Origin of the sequence: Streptomyces sp. WMMC500 (genome assembly GCF_027497195.1) — a bacterium.
Taxonomy (GTDB): domain Bacteria; phylum Actinomycetota; class Actinomycetes; order Streptomycetales; family Streptomycetaceae; genus Streptomyces.
In genome coordinates this window covers 6610519-6629476 of sequence record NZ_CP114905.1, presented here as the reverse complement: position 1 = coordinate 6629476, position 18958 = coordinate 6610519, and the positions used below count along the sequence as shown (strand labels likewise).

The 18958-nt window shown below is 75.5% G+C and carries 13 protein-coding genes; 6 read left to right on the top strand and 7 right to left on the bottom strand.

Going from position 1 to position 18958, the window contains the following annotated elements; all coding sequences use genetic code 11:
* Positions 1 to 2 precede the first annotated feature (2 nt).
* Entirely contained in the window at positions 3 to 1553 is a 1551-nt protein-coding gene (locus O7599_RS28500) for an FAD-dependent oxidoreductase (protein WP_281618468.1), read from the bottom strand.
* Between the two features lie 159 nt (positions 1554 to 1712).
* A complete protein-coding gene (locus O7599_RS28495) occupies positions 1713 to 2465 on the bottom strand; it encodes an ElyC/SanA/YdcF family protein (protein ID WP_281623553.1) in 753 nt (250 codons plus the stop codon).
* 104 nt (positions 2466 to 2569) lie between these two features.
* Between O7599_RS28495 and O7599_RS28490 the strand changes: the two genes are divergently transcribed.
* Positions 2570 to 3349, top strand: coding sequence for a TSUP family transporter (locus tag O7599_RS28490; protein ID WP_281618467.1), 780 nt, complete (start codon positions 2570 to 2572; stop codon positions 3347 to 3349).
* Positions 3346 to 3666 carry a divalent-cation tolerance protein CutA gene (gene cutA, locus O7599_RS28485; protein WP_281618466.1) on the top strand — a complete coding sequence of 107 codons (321 nt, stop codon included), beginning with the start codon at positions 3346 to 3348 and terminating at the stop codon, positions 3664 to 3666. Before O7599_RS28490 ends, cutA begins: the two co-directional genes overlap by 4 nt.
* 46 nt (positions 3667 to 3712) lie before the next feature.
* Here cutA and O7599_RS28480 read toward each other — a convergent pair whose 3' ends face one another.
* A complete protein-coding gene (locus tag O7599_RS28480) occupies positions 3713 to 5812 on the bottom strand; it encodes a molybdopterin oxidoreductase family protein (RefSeq protein WP_281618465.1) in 2100 nt (699 codons plus the stop codon).
* Between the two features lie 159 nt (positions 5813 to 5971).
* Between O7599_RS28480 and O7599_RS28475 the strand changes: the two genes are divergently transcribed.
* The 3 genes from O7599_RS28475 (at position 5972) to O7599_RS28465 (ending at position 9023) form a co-directional block, all read left to right on the top strand.
* The gene (locus O7599_RS28475; protein ID WP_281618464.1) at positions 5972 to 6820 is read left to right on the top strand and encodes a CbiX/SirB N-terminal domain-containing protein; all 849 of its coding nucleotides are present in this window, start codon (positions 5972 to 5974) and stop codon (positions 6818 to 6820) included.
* Positions 6821 to 6924: 104 nt separating this feature from the next.
* Positions 6925 to 7692 carry a glyoxalase gene (locus O7599_RS28470; protein ID WP_281618463.1) on the top strand — a complete coding sequence of 256 codons (768 nt, stop codon included), beginning with the start codon at positions 6925 to 6927 and terminating at the stop codon, positions 7690 to 7692.
* 167 nt (positions 7693 to 7859) lie between these two features.
* Positions 7860 to 9023, top strand: coding sequence for an alkaline phosphatase PhoX (locus O7599_RS28465; protein WP_281618462.1), 1164 nt, complete (start codon positions 7860 to 7862; stop codon positions 9021 to 9023).
* A gap of 39 nt (positions 9024 to 9062) precedes the next feature.
* Here O7599_RS28465 and O7599_RS28460 read toward each other — a convergent pair whose 3' ends face one another.
* The gene (locus O7599_RS28460) at positions 9063 to 11282 is read right to left on the bottom strand and encodes a serine/threonine-protein kinase (protein ID WP_281618461.1); all 2220 of its coding nucleotides are present in this window, start codon (positions 11280 to 11282) and stop codon (positions 9063 to 9065) included.
* A 208-nt stretch (positions 11283 to 11490) separates the two neighbouring features.
* Entirely contained in the window at positions 11491 to 14415 is a 2925-nt protein-coding gene (gene ppdK / locus O7599_RS28455; RefSeq protein ID WP_281618460.1) for a pyruvate, phosphate dikinase, read from the bottom strand.
* 613 nt (positions 14416 to 15028) lie between these two features.
* Between ppdK and O7599_RS28450 the strand changes: the two genes are divergently transcribed.
* Entirely contained in the window at positions 15029 to 17134 is a 2106-nt protein-coding gene (locus O7599_RS28450; protein ID WP_281618459.1) for a glycogen debranching N-terminal domain-containing protein, read from the top strand.
* 138 nt (positions 17135 to 17272) lie between these two features.
* Here the strand turns inward: O7599_RS28450 and O7599_RS28445 are convergent, their stop codons facing one another.
* Complete coding sequence (locus O7599_RS28445) at positions 17273 to 17749, bottom strand: NUDIX domain-containing protein (RefSeq protein WP_281618458.1); 477 nt, start codon at positions 17747 to 17749, stop codon at positions 17273 to 17275.
* 58 nt (positions 17750 to 17807) lie between these two features.
* Positions 17808 to 18953: a tRNA dihydrouridine synthase DusB gene (gene dusB / locus O7599_RS28440; RefSeq protein ID WP_281618457.1), complete on the bottom strand. Its 1146-nt coding sequence runs from the start codon at positions 18951 to 18953 to the stop codon at positions 17808 to 17810.
* Positions 18954 to 18958 lie beyond the last annotated feature (5 nt).

Sequence of the window (18958 nt, the reverse complement as noted above, 5' to 3'; positions counted from 1 at the left end):
CGTCAGGAGCCTCCGAGGTGGTCGGTGAGCAGGTGGTGCAGCGGGGTGCCGGGGGGCAGCGGGTCGTCGCCCTCCCAGGCGCGGGCGAGGGTGCCGACGGCGCCGAGGTCGCCGAGGAGGATGCCGCCGACGAGGCGGTCGGCGCGGACGACGACCTTGCGGTAGACGCGGCGGGTGGCGTCGGCGAGGTGCACGACGTCGTCGCCGGGCGCGGGCTCGGTCTCGCCGAAGACGGCGAGGTCGAGGGGGCGCTCGCCGGCGGGGAGGGTGAGGCGGGTCAGCGCGCGGGTGCCGGCGTAGCGGGGCGGGCCGCTGTCCTCGGGGCGGGAGCCGGTGAGGACCCGGGCGAGCAGGTCGGCCTGGTCGAGGGCGGGGGCGGCGAGGCCGTAGAGGACGCCGGCGTGCTCGGCGCAGTCGCCGATGGCGTGGACGGCGGGGTCGGAGGTACGGAGTTCGTCGTCGACGACGACGCCCTCGCCGACGCGGAGCCCCGCGCCCCGGGCGAGCCCGGCCCGGGGCCGGACCCCGCAGGCGAGGACGACGAGCCGGGCGTCGAGGACGTGCCCGTCGGCGAGCTCGACCCCGGTGACGACGCGGGTGGGGACGGCGGCGCCGCGGGAGGGGACGTCGGTGGCGGGGCCGGGGTCCGGCACGGGACGGGCGGTGGGTGGGAGGGCGGGGTGCGGGCCGGGGCGGGCGGTGGAGTCGGCGGGGTGCGCGGGGACCGGGTCCGGGCCCGGGCGGTGGTCGGAGCTCGGTGCGAGGCCGGCGACGGTACCGCCCGGTCCCGCGGGCGCGGCGGAGCCGTCGGCGGCCGGGGGCCGGGACGTGCGGGCCGGGGACCCCGGCGGTGCCGGGTGCGTGCGGACGCCCCGTACGCGGCACTCCGTGTGGACCTCCACGCCCAGGTCCTCCAGGTGCGTCCGCAGCAGTCGCGCCGCGGCCGGGTCGAGGTGCCGCTCCATCAGCCGCTCCCCCTGCTGCGCCAGCACCACCCGCGCCCCGCGCAGCGCCAGCGCCCGCGCCGCCGAGACCCCGAGCAGCCCGCCCCCCACGACGACCGCGGCCGTGCCGCTCGCCGCCGCCCCCCTCAGCGCGAGGCAGTCGTCCATCGTGCGGAAGGCGTGCACCCCCGCCGGCAGCGCCTCGTCCGCGCCGTCGCACAGCCCCCGCAGCGGCGGCAGCACGGGCGCGGCGCCCGTGGCCAGGACCAGCACGTCGTACGGCACCTCCCGCCCGTCGTCGCACCACACCCGGCGCGCGGCGCGGTCGACGCGCAGCGCGCGCACACCCCGCAGCGCGCGGACGGCGGGGGCCGCGGGGAGGTCGGGGAGGCGGATGACGTCCGGTTCGTAGCGTCCGGCGAGGACGTCGGCGAGCAGCACCCTGTTGTACGCGGCGTGCGGCTCCTCCCCGACGATCGTCACGTGCTCCCCCGCGGACGCGAGTTGCCGGGCGAGCCGCGTACCGGCCATGCCGCCGCCGACGATCACGACGCGCCGCCCGCCGGCGGGAGCGGCGGGAGCGGCGGCTTCGGGCACGGGCAGGTTCATGGGCCCACCCTGCGGCGGTGCCGTTACCCCACCGCATCACCACTGTTTCCGCGGCGCAACACTGCCCTCAGCGGCGGACGGGCGGCGCTGTGAGCGGCCGGCGCCGCGCCGCGCTGCGGTGCGCACCGGCTTCCGAGCCGCCCGTGCCCGGGCCCGCCGCTACCGCGCCGCGGCCACCGCCTCGTCCACGCCCCGCTCCCGCGGCCCCAGGTGGCGCGGGTCCGGCGTGAACGCCGCGTCGTACGCCGCCTTCACGGCCCCCGGGATCTCCCGCAGCCCGCCGTAGTACCAGGCCCCCCGGCGGGGCTCGTCCACCCCGACGCCGTACGCGTCGATCCCCGCCGCCCGGCACAGCGCCAGCGCGCGGCGGATGTGGAAGCCCTGGCTGACCAGCAGCGCCCGGTCGACGCCGAAGACGCGGTGGGCGCGGGCGCAGGAGTCCCAGGTGTCGAAGCCGGCGTGGTCGCGGACGACGGCGCCGGCGGGGACGCCGAGGTCCACGAGGTAGCGGCGCATGACGGTGGGCTCGTCGTAGTCGCGGGTGCCGTTGTCGCCGCTGACGAGGATGGCGTCGACCTTGCCGCGTGCGTACAGCTCGGCGGCGGTGTCGAGCCGGTGGGCGAGATACGGGGACGGCACCTCGCCCCACAGGCCGGCGCCGAAGACGAGGGCCACGGGCGCGTGCGGCGCCCGCTCGGCGGCCACGACGCGGTCGCCGGCGGCGACGAACAGCCAGGCCGAGGGCAGCAGGGCGAGGACGCAGGCCAGCACGGCGGCACGCAACGCCCGCCGCCGCCCGCCCCGCGTCCGCGGCAGCCGCAGCCGCAGCGCCGACCGCCCCGGCAGCCGCAGCCGCGGCCGTCCCGTGCGCCCGCGTGCCGCCGGCCGTGTCGTCGGGTCCTCCCACGGCATCCTCACGATGACTCCCCCTCCCACCCCTTCAACGCGGCCCGCGTGATCCCCGGTTCCACCCCGCCGTCCGGGCGCCACTCCGTCCCGGGTTACGCTCGCCGACGATGCCCGACATACCCCTGTTCACCCTGGTCATGCTGTGTGTCGCCGCCGCCGCGGCGGGCTGGATCGACGCCGTGGTCGGCGGCGGCGGGCTGCTGTTGCTGCCCGCGCTGCTGCTCGGCTATCCGCATCTGCAGCCCGCGTACCTGCTCGGTACGAACAAGGCCGTGGCGATCGTCGGCACCTCCGCGGCGGCGGTGACGTACGCCCGCAAGTCCCCGGTCGACGTGCGGCTGGCCGTACGCATCGGGGCGGCGGCGCTCGCCGGCTCCGCGCTGGGGGCGTTCTTCGCCGCGGGGGTGAGCAGCGACGTGCTGCGGCCGGTGATCATGGTGGTGCTGCTCGCGGTGCTCGTGTTCGTCGTGCTGCGCCCGTCGTTCGGCACGGACGCGCCCGCGACCGGCCCGGTGACGCCGCGGCGGGTGGCCGCCGCGGTGGCGGTCGCGGGGCTGGGCATCGGCTTCTACGACGGGCTCATAGGCCCGGGTACGGGCACGTTCCTGGTGCTCGCGCTGACCGCCGTGCTGCAGATGAACCTCGTGCAGGCGTCCGCCACCGCCAAGATCGTCAACGTCTGCACCAACTTCGGCGCGCTGGTGACGTTCTCGGTGCAGGGCACGGTGCTGTGGTCGCTGGCCGCGCTGCTCGCGGTCTTCAACCTGGGCGGCGGCTGGCTCGGCGCGCACATGGCGCTGAAGAAGGGCAGCGGCTTCGTCCGCGGCGTGCTGGTCGTCACGGTCGTCGGGCTGGTCGCCAAGCTCGCCTACGATCAGTGGGCATGACGGACTTCCTGGCGGTACTGACGACGACGGATGCCCGCGAGAAGGCGGAGGCGCTCGCCCGCGGGGCTGTGGAAGCGCGGCTGGCGGCGTGCGCCCAGGTGAGCGCCCCGGTCACGTCGGTCTACTGGTGGGAGGGGGCGGTCGAGGAGTCGCGGGAGTGGCAGGTGCTGCTCAAGACCACGGCCGCCCGGTACGCGGAGCTGGAGACCCACCTGCGCGCGGCGCACGACTACGACGAACCGGAGATCATCGCCGTCCCGGTCACCCGCGGGAGCGCGGGGTACCTGGCGTGGGTGGAGCGGGAGACGACGGGCTGAGGACCCGTACGCCGCGGGCGCCGGCCCGTACGCGACGAGACCCCCGCTACTCCCCCTCCTCCGCCCGCTCCACCCGCACCGCGCACACCTTGAACTCCGGCATCCGCGACACCGGGTCGAGCGCCGGGTTCGTCACCGTGTTGACCCGGCCCGCGCCCGGCCAGTGGAACGGCATGAACACCGTGTCCGGCCTGATCGCCGTGGTGATTTGGGCCGGTGCCACGGCCCGGCCGCGTCGGGAGAGAACCGCGACCGGGTCGCCCTCGTCGGCGCCCACGCGGGCGGCCAGCTCCGGGTGCATCTGCACGTACGGCCCGGGGGAGGCCGCGGTGAGCTCGCTCACCCGGCGCGTCTGGGCGCCCGACTGGTACTGCGCGAGTACCCGGCCCGTCGTCAGCCACACCGGGTACTCCGCGTCCGTCTCCTCCGCCGCCGGCCGGTGCTGCACCCCCGCGAACCGCGCCCGCCCGTCCGGCGTCGCGAACCGGTCGAGGAACATCCGCGGCTGCGGCTCGCCGCCCTCCGGGCACGGCCAGAACACGCCGTCCTCCGCCTCGATCCGCGCGTACGTGATCCCCGAGTAGTCCGCCTTCCCCCCGGCCGACGCCCGCCGCAGCTCCGCGAAGACCTCCTCCGCCGCCACGGGAAACCCCGCCGCCCGCTCCGGCGCCAGCCGCTCGGCGAGCCCGCGCAGCACGTCGAGGTCGCCGCGGACGCCCGGCGGCGGGTCGGCGGCGCGGCGGCGCAGCAGTACGCGGCCCTCCAGGTTCGTCAGCGTGCCGGTCTCCTCGGCCCACTGCGTCACGGGCAGCACGACGTCCGCCAGGGCGGCGGTCTCCGACAGCACCACGTCCGCGACCGCCAGGAAGTCCAGCGACCGCAGCCGCTCCTCGACGTGGCCGGCCCGCGGCGCGGAGACCACCGGGTTGGAGCCCATGAGCAGCAGCGCCCGTACGCCGTCGGGCCCGGGGGCGCCGAGGGCGTCGAGCAGTTCGTACGCGCTGCGCCCGGGGCCCGGGAGCGTATCGGGGTCGACGCCCCAGACGCCGGCGACGTGGCGGCGCGCGTCGGGGTCGGTGAGCAGCCGGTAGCCGGGGAGCTGGTCGGCCTTCTGGCCGTGTTCACGGCCGCCCTGCCCGTTGCCCTGGCCGGTGAGGCAGCCGTAGCCGGAGTAGGGGCGGCCGGGGCGGCCGGTGGCCAGGCACAGGTCGATCCACGCGCCGACGGTGTCGGTGCCCTTGGCCTGCTGCTCGGGGCCGCGGGCGGTGAGGACCATGGCCGCCTCGGGCGCGCAGAACAGCTCGACGGCCCGGCGCAGGTGCGGTACGGGCACGCCGGTGATCCGCTCGACCAGCTCCGGCCAGTGGGCCATGGCGGCGGCGCGGGCGGCGGGCCAGCCGGTGGTGCGGGCGGCGATGTAGGCGTCGTCGGTGCGGCCTTCGGCGATCACGAGGTGCAGCAGGCCGAGGGCGAGCGCGAGGTCGGTGCCGGGGCGGGGGGCGAGGTGCAGGTCGGCCTGCTCGGCGGTGCGGGTGCGGCGCGGGTCGACGACGACGAGGGTACCGCCGTTCGCGCGCAGCTCGGTGAAGTAGCGCAGGGCGGGCGGCATGGTCTCGGCGGGGTTGGCGCCGACGAGGATGACGCAGCCGGTGCGGGGGATGTCGGCGAGCGGGAAGGGCAGGCCGCGGTCGAGCCCGAAGGCGCGGGTGCCCGCGGCGGCGGCGGAGGACATGCAGAAGCGGCCGTTGTAGTCGATCTGGGAGGTGCCGAGGACGACGCGGGCGAACTTGCCGAGCGCGTACGCCTTCTCGTTGGTCAGCCCGCCGCCGCCGAAGACCCCGACGGCGTCCGCCCCGTGCCCGGCGCGGGCGCGGGCGAGGCCGGCGGCGACGCGGTCGAGCGCGTCGGGCCAGGTGGCGGGGCGGAGCGGGGCGGCTGGATCATCGCGGTCCTCGCGTACGAGAGGCTCGGTGAGGCGGGCCGCTGAGTCGAGGACGGCGGGGGCGGTGCGGCCCTTGCCGCACAGGGCGCCGCGGTTGACGTCGAACGCCGTGCGCTCCAGTACCTCCAGCCCGGCGGTGCCGTCGGGTTTCAGCGTCATGCCGCACTGGAGCGAGCAGTACGGGCAGTGGGTGTCGACGGTCATACGGTGAGGGTGCGGGACGGATGTCACCGCTGGTGGACGGGGGTATTACGGGACGGGTTCGCCGTCCTCAGCGGCGGGGGCGTACGGGCGTGAGCACCCGTCAACACAGCGACGCGGCGGCGAAACGAGACCGCAACGGCGGTGGGCCAGGCTCGCGGTATGACGGCCACTTCACCGCCCCCCGGGACAGCAGAGCTGATGTCGAGGATCACCGCCGAGCTGAGCACACGGCTGGCGGCGGTGGGCAGGGGCCGCGGGCGCCCGGGGCCTCCTGTGCTGGTGGCGGTGGCGCACGGGAGCAGGGATCCGGAGGCGGTGCGCACGGTACGCGCGCTGCTGACGGCGGTACGGGAGCTGCGGCCGGGGCTGCCGGTGCGGCTGGGGCACGTGGAGCTGAACGAGCCGCTGCTGCGGGACACGCTGGGGACGCTGAGGGGCGACGCGGTGCTGGTGCCGCTGCTGTTCGGGCGGGGTCACCACGTCACGAAGGACATCCCGGACTTGCTGCGGGAGGCGACCCTCCGCACGGCGGGCGGGCCCCCGCCCCCGCTCTCCGCCCGGATCGCCGCCCCCCTCGGCCCGCACCCCCTCCTCGCCGCGGCCCTCGCCGCCCGGCTGGCGGAGGCCGGCTGGCGGGACGGCGACGGGGTCGTGCTCGCCGCCGCCGGATCGCGCGCCGCGCGGTCGGCGGCGGACACCGAGGCCACCGCCGCGCTGCTCGCCGCCCGGCTGGGGGTACCGGTGCTGCCCGCGTACGCCTCGGCCGCCGCGCCCACCGTCGCGGAGGCGGCCCGGGTCCTCGCCGCCCGGGGCTGCCGCCGTATCGGGGTGGCCTGCTGCTTCACGGCGCCCGGCCTCTTCGCCCGCCGCACAGCGGCCGACGCCCGTGCCCTGGGCCTGCCCGCCGCGGCACCGCTCGGCGCGCACCCGGCGCTGGCCCGGCTCGTACTCCACCGCTACGACGAGCAGCTCGCCGCCCTCCGCACCGCCACCCGCACCGCGGCCTGAACCTGCGGACATAAAGGCGAGATAAAAACGCCATAGGCGCGGGCACCCGGTTCTGCGGCACCCTCACAGGCCCGGGTCGGGACAGGAGCCGAGAGGCGGCGGGCATGGCGGAGGCGACGGTGCGGGCGAACGAGACGACGGTGCCGGTGCTGCCGTGCGTGTCGGTGGCGGAGACGCTGGAGTTCTACCAGGCGCTGGGGTTCGAGGTCACGTACAAGCAGACCCGGCCCTACCTCTACCTGGCGCTGGAGTGGAGCGGTGTCGCCCTGCACTTCGGCACGCCGCCGAAGAACATCGATCCCAGCCAGGAGGACGTCGGAGGCTGCCTCGTCATGGTCGACGAGGTCGCGCCGTACCACGCGGAGTTCACCCGGGCCCTGCGCGCCGCCTACGGGAGGGTCCCGGCCAGGGGCAGGCCGCGCCTCACCCGGTTCCGGCCAGGGGCGAGCCGGTTCACCGTGGTCGACCCGTCCGGGAACTCGGTCATCTTCATTCAGCGCGACGAGCCCGCGGAGCTGGAGTACGGCGGCTCGAAGAGCCTCACGGGTCTGGCCAGGGCACTGGACAACGCCCGGATCTTCAGCGAGTTCAAGAACGACGACCGCGCCGCCCTCCGGATCCTCACCACGGCCCTGCGCAGGCACGGGGCCGGCGCCCCGCCCGTGGACCTGGCCCGGACGCTCGCCACCCTGATCGAGCTGGCCACCGCCGTGGCGGAGACCGACGGGGTCGAGGCATGGCGCCGCCGGCTGGCCGCCCTCGACCTCACGGAGGCAGAACGCCGCCGTGCCGTCGAAAACCTGCACCGTCCAGACGACCTCCGCCTGTGGGACACGGAGACGGACACGGGAGGGGCGGCGGACCCGCCCTGACGTCCGCTCGCCGCCGCCTGCGGCGGTGTCCGCGCCGTCGCCTGACGGCGAGCGGTCAGCTCTGCGTAACCGGCGTGTTGCCGCTCCGTCAACCTCGCAGTTCTATGGTGCGAAGGCGGCCCGCGGGCGGCTGTCCCGGGCTCCCCCACCTCAAGGAGTGGATGGTCGTGGAGCGCCGTTCTTTCCTGCGCGGAGCAGTCGTCGGCGGATCTGCGACGGCATTCGGCGGCACCCTGTGGCGGGGGTCGGCCGCGGCCGACCCGGCGCAGCCTGGGGCGGGCCCGTACGGGGCGCCCGGGCAGGCCGACGGAAACGGGATCCGGTTGCCGCAGGGCTTCACCAGCCGCGTCGTGGCGCGCTCCGGGCAGCAGGTGGCGGGTACGTCGTACACCTGGCACCCGGCGCCGGACGGCGGCGCCTGCTTCGCGGACGGCGACGGCTGGATCTACGTCTCCAACTCCGAGGTCACCCCCTCCGGCGGCGCGGGCGCGATCCGCTTCACCGCCGCCGGCGCGGTCGCGGGCGCGCACCGCATCCTGTCCGGGACACGGCAGAACTGCGCGGGCGGCAAGACGCCGTGGGACACGTGGCTGTCGTGCGAGGAGGTCGACCGCGGCTACGTCTACGAGACCGACCCCTGGGGCGCGAAGGCGGCGATCCGGCGCGACGCGATGGGCCGCTTCAAGCACGAGGCGGCGGCCGCGGACCCGGAGCGGCAGGTCGTCTACCTCACCGAGGACGTCTCCGACGGCTGCTTCTACCGCTTCCGGCCGAGCACCTGGGGCTCGCTGTCCGCCGGCACCCTGGAGGTGCTGCGGATGGGCTCGGGCACCTCGGGCCCGGTGACGTGGGCGCCGGTGCCGGACCCGAGCGGCGCGTCGACGGCGACGCGGAACCAGGTGGCGGGCGCCAAGCGGTTCGACGGCGGCGAGGGCTGCCACTACGCGAGCGACGGCGGCATCTGCTGGTTCACGACGAAGGGCGACGGCCGCGTCTGGCAGTACGACGCGGGGGCGCAGACCCTGGAGCTGGCGTACGACGACTCCCTGATCCCGGGCAGCGCCCCGCTCACCGGCGTCGACAACGTCACCGGCAGCCGCTCCGGCGACCTCTACGTCGCCGAGGACGGCGGCAACATGGAGATCTGCCTCATCACGCCGGACGACGTCGTCGCCCCGTTCCTGCGCGTCGACGGCCAGGGCGGCTCGGAGATCACCGGCCCGGCCTTCACCCCGGACGGCACCCGCCTGTACTTCTCCAGCCAGCGCGGCACCTCGGGCAGTTCCTCGGGCGGCATCACCTACGAGATAACGGGCCCGTTCCGCTCCTGACGCCCCCGGGCCCCGCACCGGTCGCCGAGGTCGGCGAGATCAGCGAGGGGCTGCTCCCGGGTTCTTCCACAGCCGTACGGCGCGGTCCTCGCGGTCGCTGCCGGCGATCAGCCGCCCGTCCGGGCTGAAGGCCACGGCCTCGACCACGCCCTTCCCCCTCCCCGCCTCCTCGCCGGTCAGCAGGAGGGCGCGCGGCTTGCGCGCGGCCACGTTCCACAGCAGCACGCCGTCACTGACGACGGAGGCGGTCGCGAGGGTCTTCCCGTCCGGGCTGAACGCCAGGTCCGCGACCGAGGTGAGCAACTCGTCGGCGAGGACCCCCTTCTTGCGGCCACTGGCCGCGTCCCACAACTCCACCCTGCCGTCGGGGCCACCGGTCGCGACCGTCTTGCCGTCCGGGCTGAACGCCACGCTCAGCACCTCGCGGGTGACGCCGAGGGTCACGCGCGGGCCGTCCTGGCCGTACGGTTCCGGGTCCAGCTTCCCGACGTTCCACAGCCGCACCTGGTCGTCCCTGCCGGAGTTGCTGTCGGAGTCGTCGCCCGCGGTGGCCAGCGTGCGGCCGTCCGGGCTGAAGGTGACCTCCGTGACGTCCGACTCCTGGTCGAAGTACGCCACGTGGTCGTCGGTGCGCACCTCGGGGTCCTGCAGATAGATCGCGCCCGTCCTGCTGCCGATGGCGAGCAGCTTGCCGTCCGGCGGGGAGAACTCGACGCTCTCGCCGCCCATGGGGAGGTAGTGCACCTGCCGGCGCCGGGTCCGGTCCCACAGCCCCGTCCCGCCGTTGCTGTGGCCGGTGGCGAGGCGCTCGCCGTCGGGGCTGAACGCCAGGTCGGTGATCTGGAACATGGTGGTGGACGTGGCGCGCTCGGGATAGGCGGTGCGCATCTTGCGCCCGGCGACGTCCCACTCCTGGATGAAGCCCTCCGAGCCGCCGGTGGCGAGCGTCTTGCCGTCCGGGCTGAAGGCGAGCGCCGAGGCGCCCTTGGTCCGGGGCGGGAAGGTGAGGTTGGCGGTGGGCTCGTGCGTCGGGTAGGGGTAGTCCGCCTGCGAGTTGTCGGAGGAGCCGGACGAGGGCAGGAGGACGGCGACCAGGACGATGGCGAGGACGACCGCCGCGGCACCGGCCAGCAGCAGGGCCGGCGGCACGGAGGATCCGCCGCCGCCGGGGTCCGGGGGGTGCGGCACGGAGCCCGGGGCGCCGGCGGTGACGGTCTGGGTCAGGGCGTACGGGTCCGGGGCGGGCGTCGCCGGGGCGCCGGCCTGGGCGGCGGGCGCCGCCGGGGTGGGCTGAGCCGCGGGGGCGGTGGCCGCCGCCGTGACGGCCTCCGGGCCCGGCGCGGGCGCGTCGAGGACCGTCGCGGGGTGTCCGCCCGTCGCGGCAAGCCGGCACAGCTCGATGACCTCGGCGGGTGTCGGCCGCCGCGCCGGGTCCTTGGTCAGGCAGGCGGCCGCGACGCCCCGTACCGGCTCGGGACAGGCGGCGAGGTCCGGCTCCTGCTCCAGGATCCGGTAGACCACGCCGTGGTCCGTACCGCCCCCGAAGGCATGCCCCCCGGTGGCGGCGAAGTGGGCGATGCCGCCGAGGGCGAAGACGTCGCCGGCCTCGGTGACGGTCTGCCCCCGGATGTACTCCGGCGCCATGTAGGCGGGCGTGCCGGCGCGTACGCCGGTGGCGGTGACGGCGGTGAGGTCCGCGGCCCGGGCGATGCCGAAGTCGATGACCTTGGGGCCGTCGGCGGTCAGGAGGATGTTGGAGGGCTTGAGGTCGCGGTGGATGACGTCGGCGGCGTGGATGGACTGGAGCGCTTCCGCCACCCGTGCGGTCAGCGCCAGCGCCGCACCGGCGGACAGCGGTCCGCTCTCGGCGACCGCGTCCTGGAGGGAGGGCCCGGGCACGTACGCGGTGGCCAGCCAGGGCTCGTCGGCCTGGAGGTCCGCGTCGACGACCGGCACCGTGTAGAGGCCCTGCACCCGCCGGGCGGCGGCGACTTCCTGCGCGAAGCGCTTGCGGAACCCCGAGTCGCCCGCGTACTCGCGGTGGACGACCTTGACCGCCACCGCGCTGCCCGCGGGCGTGCGCGCGAGGTAGACGCGGCCCATGCCGCCGGCGCCGAGCACCGCCTCCAGCCGGTACGGACCGGCCACGGCGGGGTCGGCCGCCCCGAGCGGCCGGTGCGGCGGCGGGGCGGTGGGCCACCCCGGCTCCCCCGCACGGGCGTGCGGCACGGCCGCCGGGCCGTCGTCCGGTCGGGACATGGTCCCCTTCACCCCCCGGTGGCCTGCCGGCCACGTCGCCGCTTCGGGCCGCCGGCGGCGGCCAGGTCCGAGCGAGCGACAGCGTAACGAACGCCGCCCGCGCCCGGCAGCGGAGGTGAGGGGCGGCGCCCCCGCACGGGCGCCGCCCCTCGCGGAACCGGTCTGCCGTCGGGTGAGGGTCAGGGCAACGCCGACGGTGGCCGGGGGTTCAGGCGGCCGGTTGCGGCTTCCGGCCGTTCGGGGCGGACGCCGCGGACGCGGCGCCCGGGGCGGCCCCGTTCGCGGACGTCCGGTCCGCCGACGTCCCGTTGGCGGGTGCCCGGTTCCCGGCCGCCGGGGCCGCCGCCGCGCGCGCCGCCTCCAGCCGGGCCACCGGGATGCGGAACGGGCTGCACGAGACGTAGTCGAGACCCACGTCGTGGAAGAAGTGCACCGACTCCGGGTCGCCGCCGTGCTCGCCGCACACGCCGAGCTTCAGGTCCGGCCGCGTCGCGCGCCCCGCCTCCACGGCGTCGCGGACCAGCGCGCCGACGCCGTCCTTGTCGATCGTCTCGAACGGGGAGACGCCGAAGATGCCCTTCTCCAGGTACGCGGTGAAGAAGCTCGCCTCCACGTCGTCGCGCGAGAAGCCCCACACGGTCTGGGTGAGGTCGTTGGTGCCGAACGAGAAGAAGTCCGCCGACTCCGCGATCTGCCCCGCCGTCAGCGCCGCCCGCGGCAGCTCGATCATCGTGCCCAGCGTCAGCTTGAGCGCCACGCCGCGCGCCGCCTCCACCTCGGCGATGACGGCTTCGGCCTCGTCCCGTACCAGCTCCAGCTCCTGCACCGTGCCCACCAGCGGGATCATGATCTCCGCCCGCGGGTCGCCCTTCGCCTCCAGGCGCTGCGCCGCCGCCTCCGCGATGGCCCGCACCTGCATCGTGAACAGCCCGGGGATCACCAGCCCGAGGCGCACGCCGCGCAGGCCCAGCATCGGGTTCTGCTCGTGCAGCCGGTGCACGGCCTGGAGCAGCCGCAGGTCGTTCTCGTTGTGGTCCTTGCGCGACTCGGCGAGCGCGACCCGTACCGACAGCTCCGTGATGTCCGGCAGGAACTCGTGCAGCGGCGGGTCGAGCAGCCGCACGGTGACCGGCAGCCCGTCCATCACCTCGAAGAGCTGCACGAAGTCCCGCTGCTGGAGCGGCAGCAGCTCCTTCAGCGCCGCGTCGCGCTCCTCCTCGGTGTCGGCGAGGATCAGCCGCTCGACCAGCTCGCGCCGCTCGCCGAGGAACATGTGCTCGGTGCGGCACAGCCCGATTCCCTGCGCGCCGAAGCGGCGGGCGCGGGCGGCGTCGTCGAAGTTGTCGGCGTTGGCCCGTACGCGCAGCCGGCGGATGCGGTCGGCGTACGACATGAGGCGGTGCACGGCGACGACGAGTTCGTCGGCGTCCTCGGCGCCGGCGTGCATGCGGCCCTCGAAGTACTCCACGACCGGCGACGGCACGACCGGCACCCGGCCGCGGTAGACCTTGCCGCTGGAGCCGTCGATGGACACGACGTCGCCCTCGTCGATCACCTCGCCGCCGGGCGCGGTCAGTTGCCGGCGTTTGGTGTCGACCTCCAGGTCCTCCGCGCCGCACACGCACGTCTTGCCCATGCCGCGGGCGACGACGGCGGCGTGGGAGGTCTTGCCGCCGCGGGAGGTGAGGATGCCCTCGGCGGCGATCATGCCGTCGAGGTCGTCGGGGTTGGTCTCGCGGCGGATGAGGATGACCTTTTCGCCGGAGCGCGACCACTTCACGGCCGTGTACGAGTCGAAGACCGCCTTGCCGACGGCGGCGCCCGGCGAGGCGGCGAGGCCGCGGGCGAGCAGGTCGCCCTTGTGGCCGTTGTCGAACCTGGGGAACATGAGCTGCGCCAACTGCGTTCCGTTGACGCGCTGGAGCGCCTCGGCCTCGGAGATCAGCCCCTGGTCGACGAGTTGCACGGCGATGCGGAACGCCGCCGCCGCGGTGCGCTTGCCCACCCGCGTCTGCAGCATCCACAGCTTGCCGCGCTCGATGGTGAACTCGATGTCGCACAGGTCGCGGTAGTGCGTCTCCAGCGTCTCCATGATCCGCATCAGCTCGTCGTACGACGCCCGGTCGAGGTCCTGGAGCTTCGCGAGCGGCACGGTGTTGCGGATGCCGGCGACGACGTCCTCTCCCTGCGCGTTCTGCAGGTAGTCGCCGTAGACGCCCTGCTGGCCGCTGGCGGGGTCGCGGGTGAAGGCGACGCCGGTGCCGGAGTCGGGGCCGAGGTTGCCGAAGACCATGGAGCAGATGTTGACGGCGGTGCCGAGGTCGCCGGCGATGCGCTCCTGGCGGCGGTAGAGCCGGGCGCGCTCGCCGTTCCAGCTCTCGAAGACGGCCCGTACGGCCAGGTCCATCTGCTCGCGCGGGTCCTGCGGGAAGGGCCGGCCGGTCTGGGCGGCGACGATGTCCTTGAACGTGCCGACGAGGGCTTCGAGGTCGGCGGCGTCCAGCTCGACGTCGGTGGCGGCGCCCTTGGCGCGCTTGGCGTCCTCGATGGCGCTCTCGAACAGCTCGCCGTCGATGCCCTGCACCGTGTTGCCGAACATCTGGATGAGGCGGCGGTAGGAGTCCCAGGCGAACCGCTCGTCGCCGGCCTGGGCGGCGAGGCCCGGCAGGCAGGCGTCGGAGAGGCCGATGTTGAGGACGGTGTCCATCATGCCGGGCATGGAGAACTTGGCGCCGGAGCGTACGGACACCAGGAGCGGGTCGTCGGCCTGGCCGAGCTTCTTGCCCATGCGCCGTTCCAGGGCGTCGAGGTGGGCGCTGACCTCGTCGCGCAGGGCGGGGGGTTCGGCGCCGCTGGCGAGGTAGACCTTGCACGCCTCGGTGGTGATGGTGAAGCCCGGAGGGACGGGCAGGCCGAGGTTGGTCATCTCGGCGAGGTTGGCGCCCTTGCCGCCGAGGAGGTCCTTGAGGTCCTTGTTGCCCTCGTGGAAGTCGTAGACGAACTTGGCCGCGGTCCCGGCCGCGGCCGCCTTCGCGGCGGGTGCGGGTGCGGCTGGGGGCGCGGGTGCGGGCGCGGGCCTCTTCGCCGTCGCCTTCTTCACTGCCTTCTTCTTACCCGGCTTCGTATCCGGCACGGGATCGACTCCTCGTGTGGGACCCCTGGCGGGGAACTGCCCTGACGGCGAGGAACATACCCAGATCGAAGGCTCCAGGGGATGAGGCGTAGACGATCACGAGGGGTTTCGGCCCTCACACCTGGGATCCTGCTGGCGACCGGGAGCCGCGCCCCTTCTTCACTTCTCTTAACGACGATCCCGGACGGGCGGGCATCGGCAAGCCGGGGCGGGTCATCCGCGTTACGGAACGCAGTTGCGCCTTCGAGCCGTGAAGGAATGCGCATGGCACCCGGTGCCGCGCATACGAGAGATGACGCCCACATTTGAGCGCTCGTCTGAGCGGAAGACCTATCAGACGTGGGGAGAATCACGCGATCGGGCGCGGGGAATCTCACCATGTGGACGCTGCGGGGCCCGCGGGGCGGGGCTACCCGGCCGGAACGGGAAGCGGGCACCGGAGCCGCGGCGCGTGCCCCCGCCGCATGCGTGCGTGCGCCCCCGGTTCTGCTTGTCGACCCGACAGCAGCGCGCTAGTTTTGCGTGCCAACCAGACGTAATGACGCGACGGCACCCGCTGGTGACAATCGCTGACGACACCCTGCTGACGACACCTCGCTGAGGAGGCGCTCGCATGAGCGGCGCGGAACACCGGCTTCTCTTCCACGGCGGGGCGTTCGCCGCGGTGACCCGCTCCGGGGACATCACCGGGGACAGGGGAGCGCAGCCGGACGGCTTCTTCCGCGGAGACACCCGGCACCTGAGCCGCTGGCGGCTGACGGTGGACGGCGCGGTCCCGACCCTGCTCGCCGCGGCCCCGGCCGCCGGCAGCCCGGCCGCCGCGCACGCGGTGCTCGTACCGCCCACCGACCGCGACGAGCCGCCGCCGCACACGGTCTTCCGCGACCAGCGCGTCGAGGGCGGCGCCCTGGTCGAGGTCCTGCGGATCACGGGCAACCGGGCGGAGCCGGAGAAGCTGTGGCTCGCGCTGACGGTCGACGCGGACTTCGCGGACCAGTTCGAGTTACGGGGCGACCACCGCGCCTACGGCAAGCCGCACGCGGTACGGGGCCGGGAAGTGCTGCCGGCGGGCGTGGAGTTCCGCTACCGGCGCGGCGACTGGCGGGCGCGCACGACGGTCACGGCGGACCCGGCACCGGACGCGGTGGAGGAGACGGGGAGCGGCGCACGGCGGCTGGTGTGGCGGCTGGCGCTGGAACCGTACGAGACGACGGAACTGACACTCCGTGCCGCGGCGTCGTCGGGAACGGGGCCGGTGTGGCGGGCGGCGGAGCCGGCGGAGCCGGCGGCCGGGCCGGTGCCGGCAGCCGCCGCGACGGCGGCCGGGCAGCCGCGCGCCGCCGACCCGCCCCGGCCCCGCACCGCCGGGACACCCACGCCCGCCGAGCACGCCCCCACCGCGCACTCCACCCCCGCACACGCCACCCCCACACAGACCGCAGCCGCACACCCGGCGTCGCCCCCCACCGCCGCCACGGCCGCCACCGCCGCCACCGGAACCACCGGCACCGCCGCCCGGCCCGACCTCGCCCGTGCCGCGGCACAGGGCCTCGCCGACCTCGACGGGCTCCTCATCCCCGCCGCGGGCCCCGGCGGCGAGGAGGTGCGGGTGCCCGCCGCCGGGGGGCCGTGGTTCCTGGCGCTCGTCGGCCGCCACGCGCTCGTGACGTCCCTGTTCGCGCTCCACCACCGCCCCGCGCTCGCCCGCGCCACGCTCCTGGCGCTCGCCGCCACCCAGGCCGGCGACGCGGACGGCGAACCCGGGAAGATCGTGCACGAGGTGCGCCACGGCGAACTGGCCCACTTCGGCCAGGTGCCGTACGGGCGCCACTACGGGGCCGTGGACACCACCCCGCTGTTCCTCGTCCTCCTCGGCGCCCTCACCGAGCACACCGGCGACGACGAGCCGGCCCGCCGCCTGGAGCCGCAGGCCCGCGCCGCCGTCGAGTGGATGTTCCGCGACGGCGGCCTCACCGACACCGGCTACCTGCGCTGCCGCCCCGACGACGGCGGCCCGGCCGGCCGGAGCTGGCGCGACTCCCCCGGTGCCCTGTGCGCCGCCGACGGCACCCGCGCCACCGGCGCCGTCGCGCCCGCCGCACCCCAGGGCTACGCCTACGCCGCCCTCACCCACACCGCCCGCCTCGCCGCCACCGCCTGGGCCGACCCGGCACTCGCCGACCGCCTCACCGCCGCCACCGACGACCTCCGCACCCGCTTCCCGGCCGACTTCTGGCTCCCCGGCCCCGACTTCCCCGCCCTGGCCCTCGACGGCACCGGCCACCCCGCCGACGCCCTGGCCTCCGACGCCGGACACCTGCTGTGGTCCGGGCTGCTGGACCCCGACCGCGCGCGCCGGGTGGGCCGGCGGCTGCTGGAGCCGGACTTCTTCTCGGGCTGGGGCGTACGGACGGTGGCGGCGGGGCAGGGGGCGTACCACCCGATGGCGTACCACCGCGGCAGCGTCTGGCCGCACGACAACGCGATCCTGGCCCTGGGCCTGGCCCGCTACGGCCTCCACGAGGAGGCCCGCACGGTGGCAACGGCCCTGGCCGACCTGGCGTCCCGCACCGCCCACCGCCTCCCCGAAGCCGTCGCCGGCTACCCCCGCACCACCCAGCCCACCCCGGTCCCCTTCCCCGACACCGGCACTCCCCGCTCGTGGTCGGCGACAACCCCCCTGGCCCTCCTCACGGCCCTCGCCGCGGCGGAAGGCTAGGGCCCTCACCGTTCGGTCGGACGGTCCCGGCCCGACGCGAAATCGCCGAGCAGTTCCCGCCCGGCGACGGTGAACGGGTGGTCGCATCCCAGGCTGCGCTCCCTCGGGCGTCGTCTTCCTCCGCCACCGGGTGGTGCGCTAGGCGCCGGCGGGCGTCGACCAGGGGCCGTCCGGGGCGAGGTCGGCGAGGACGGTCCGCAGGTGCGGGGGTTCGAGGGGGTCCGGGAGGGCCGGGATGTCGGGCCAGGGGATCCAGGCGTGGCCGGCGAGGGTGGCCTGTTCGTCGGGGAGGAGGCCCGTGCGGCGCAGCGGGGGGCGGTCGGCGGCGTAGCGGGCGAGGAAGAAGTGCTCGGTGCCGGCGAAGTGGGTGCCCTTCCAGTGGAAGTCGCGCGCGACGGGCACGCCGCGGTCCTGGACGGCGGCGGGGTCGAGGCCGGTCTCCTCGGCGAGTTCGCGGCGGGCGGCGGCGAGCGGGGTCTCGTGCGGCTCGATGCCGCCGCCGGGCGGCTCCCAGATCAGGGCGCCGTCGAAGGGGTCGCGCCACCGCATCAGGAGCAGGCGCTCGGCGGCGTCGAGGCAGATGACCCGCGCGGCGGGCCGGTGCGTCGTGTCCACCGCTCCGAGGCTAGCCCCGACGGGTGCAGGCCGTCGGCGGCGGGGTGCCGCGTGGGGCTCAGCCGCCCGAGGTGTCCAGTTCCGCGGCCGCGTCCACCCGCGCGCACTCGTACGGGTCCGCCAGCCAGCCCTCCGGCAGCACCACCTTGTTCCGGCCCGCCGTGCGCCCCCGCGGGCCGTCCGCGCCCGCCGGCCAGGGCTGGTCCAGGTCCAGCGTGCCCAGCAGGTCGTCCAGCTCCGCGAGCGAGCCGGCCATCGCCATCCGGTGGCGCAGTTCCTTGCCGACCGAGAAGCCCTTCGTGTACCACGGAACGTGCTTGCGGAAGTCGACGACGCCCCGCCGCTCGTCGCCCAGCCACTGCCCCAGCAGCTCCGCGTGCCGCCGCATCACCCCCGCGACCTCCTTCAGCGAGGGCGCGTACGGCGACCCGCCGGGACCCGCCTCGAACGCCGCCACCAGGTCCCCGAAGAGCCACGGCCGCCCCAGGCACCCGCGTCCGACGACCACCCCGTCGCAGCCCGTCTCGCGGACCATCCGCAGCGCGTCGTCCGCCGACCAGATGTCCCCGTTGCCCAGCACCGGGATCTCCGGCACGTGCTCCCTGAGCCGCGCGATGGCGTCCCAGTCCGCGGTGCCGCCGTAGTGCTGCGCCGCCGTACGGCCGTGCAGGGCGACGGCCGTCACGCCCTCCTCGACGGCGATCCGGCCCGCGTCCAGGTACGTCAGGTGGTCGTCGTCGATGCCCTTGCGCATCTTCATCGTCACCGGCAGGTCGCCCGCGCCGGCGACCGCCTCGCGGAGGATCGCGCGCAGCAGGTTCCGCTTGTACGGCAGCGCCGAGCCGCCGCCCTTGCGAGTCACCTTCGGCACCGGGCAGCCGAAGTTGAGGTCGATGTGGTCGGCGAGGTCCTCGTCGGCGATCATGCGCACCGCGCGGCCGGTGTAGACCGGGTCCACGCCGTACAACTGGATCGACCGCGGCTTCTCCGTGCCGTCGAAGTGGACGAGCCGCATCGTCTTCGCGTCCCGCTCCACCAGCGCCCGCGTCGTGATCATCTCGCTGACGAACAAGCCCCTGCCGCCGGAGAACTCCCGGCACAGCGTACGGAACGGCGCGTTCGTGATCCCCGCCATGGGCGCGAGCACCACGGGCGGGGAGACGGTGTGGGGGCCGATCTGCAGCTCGGAGAGAGGGTGGGACATGCGGG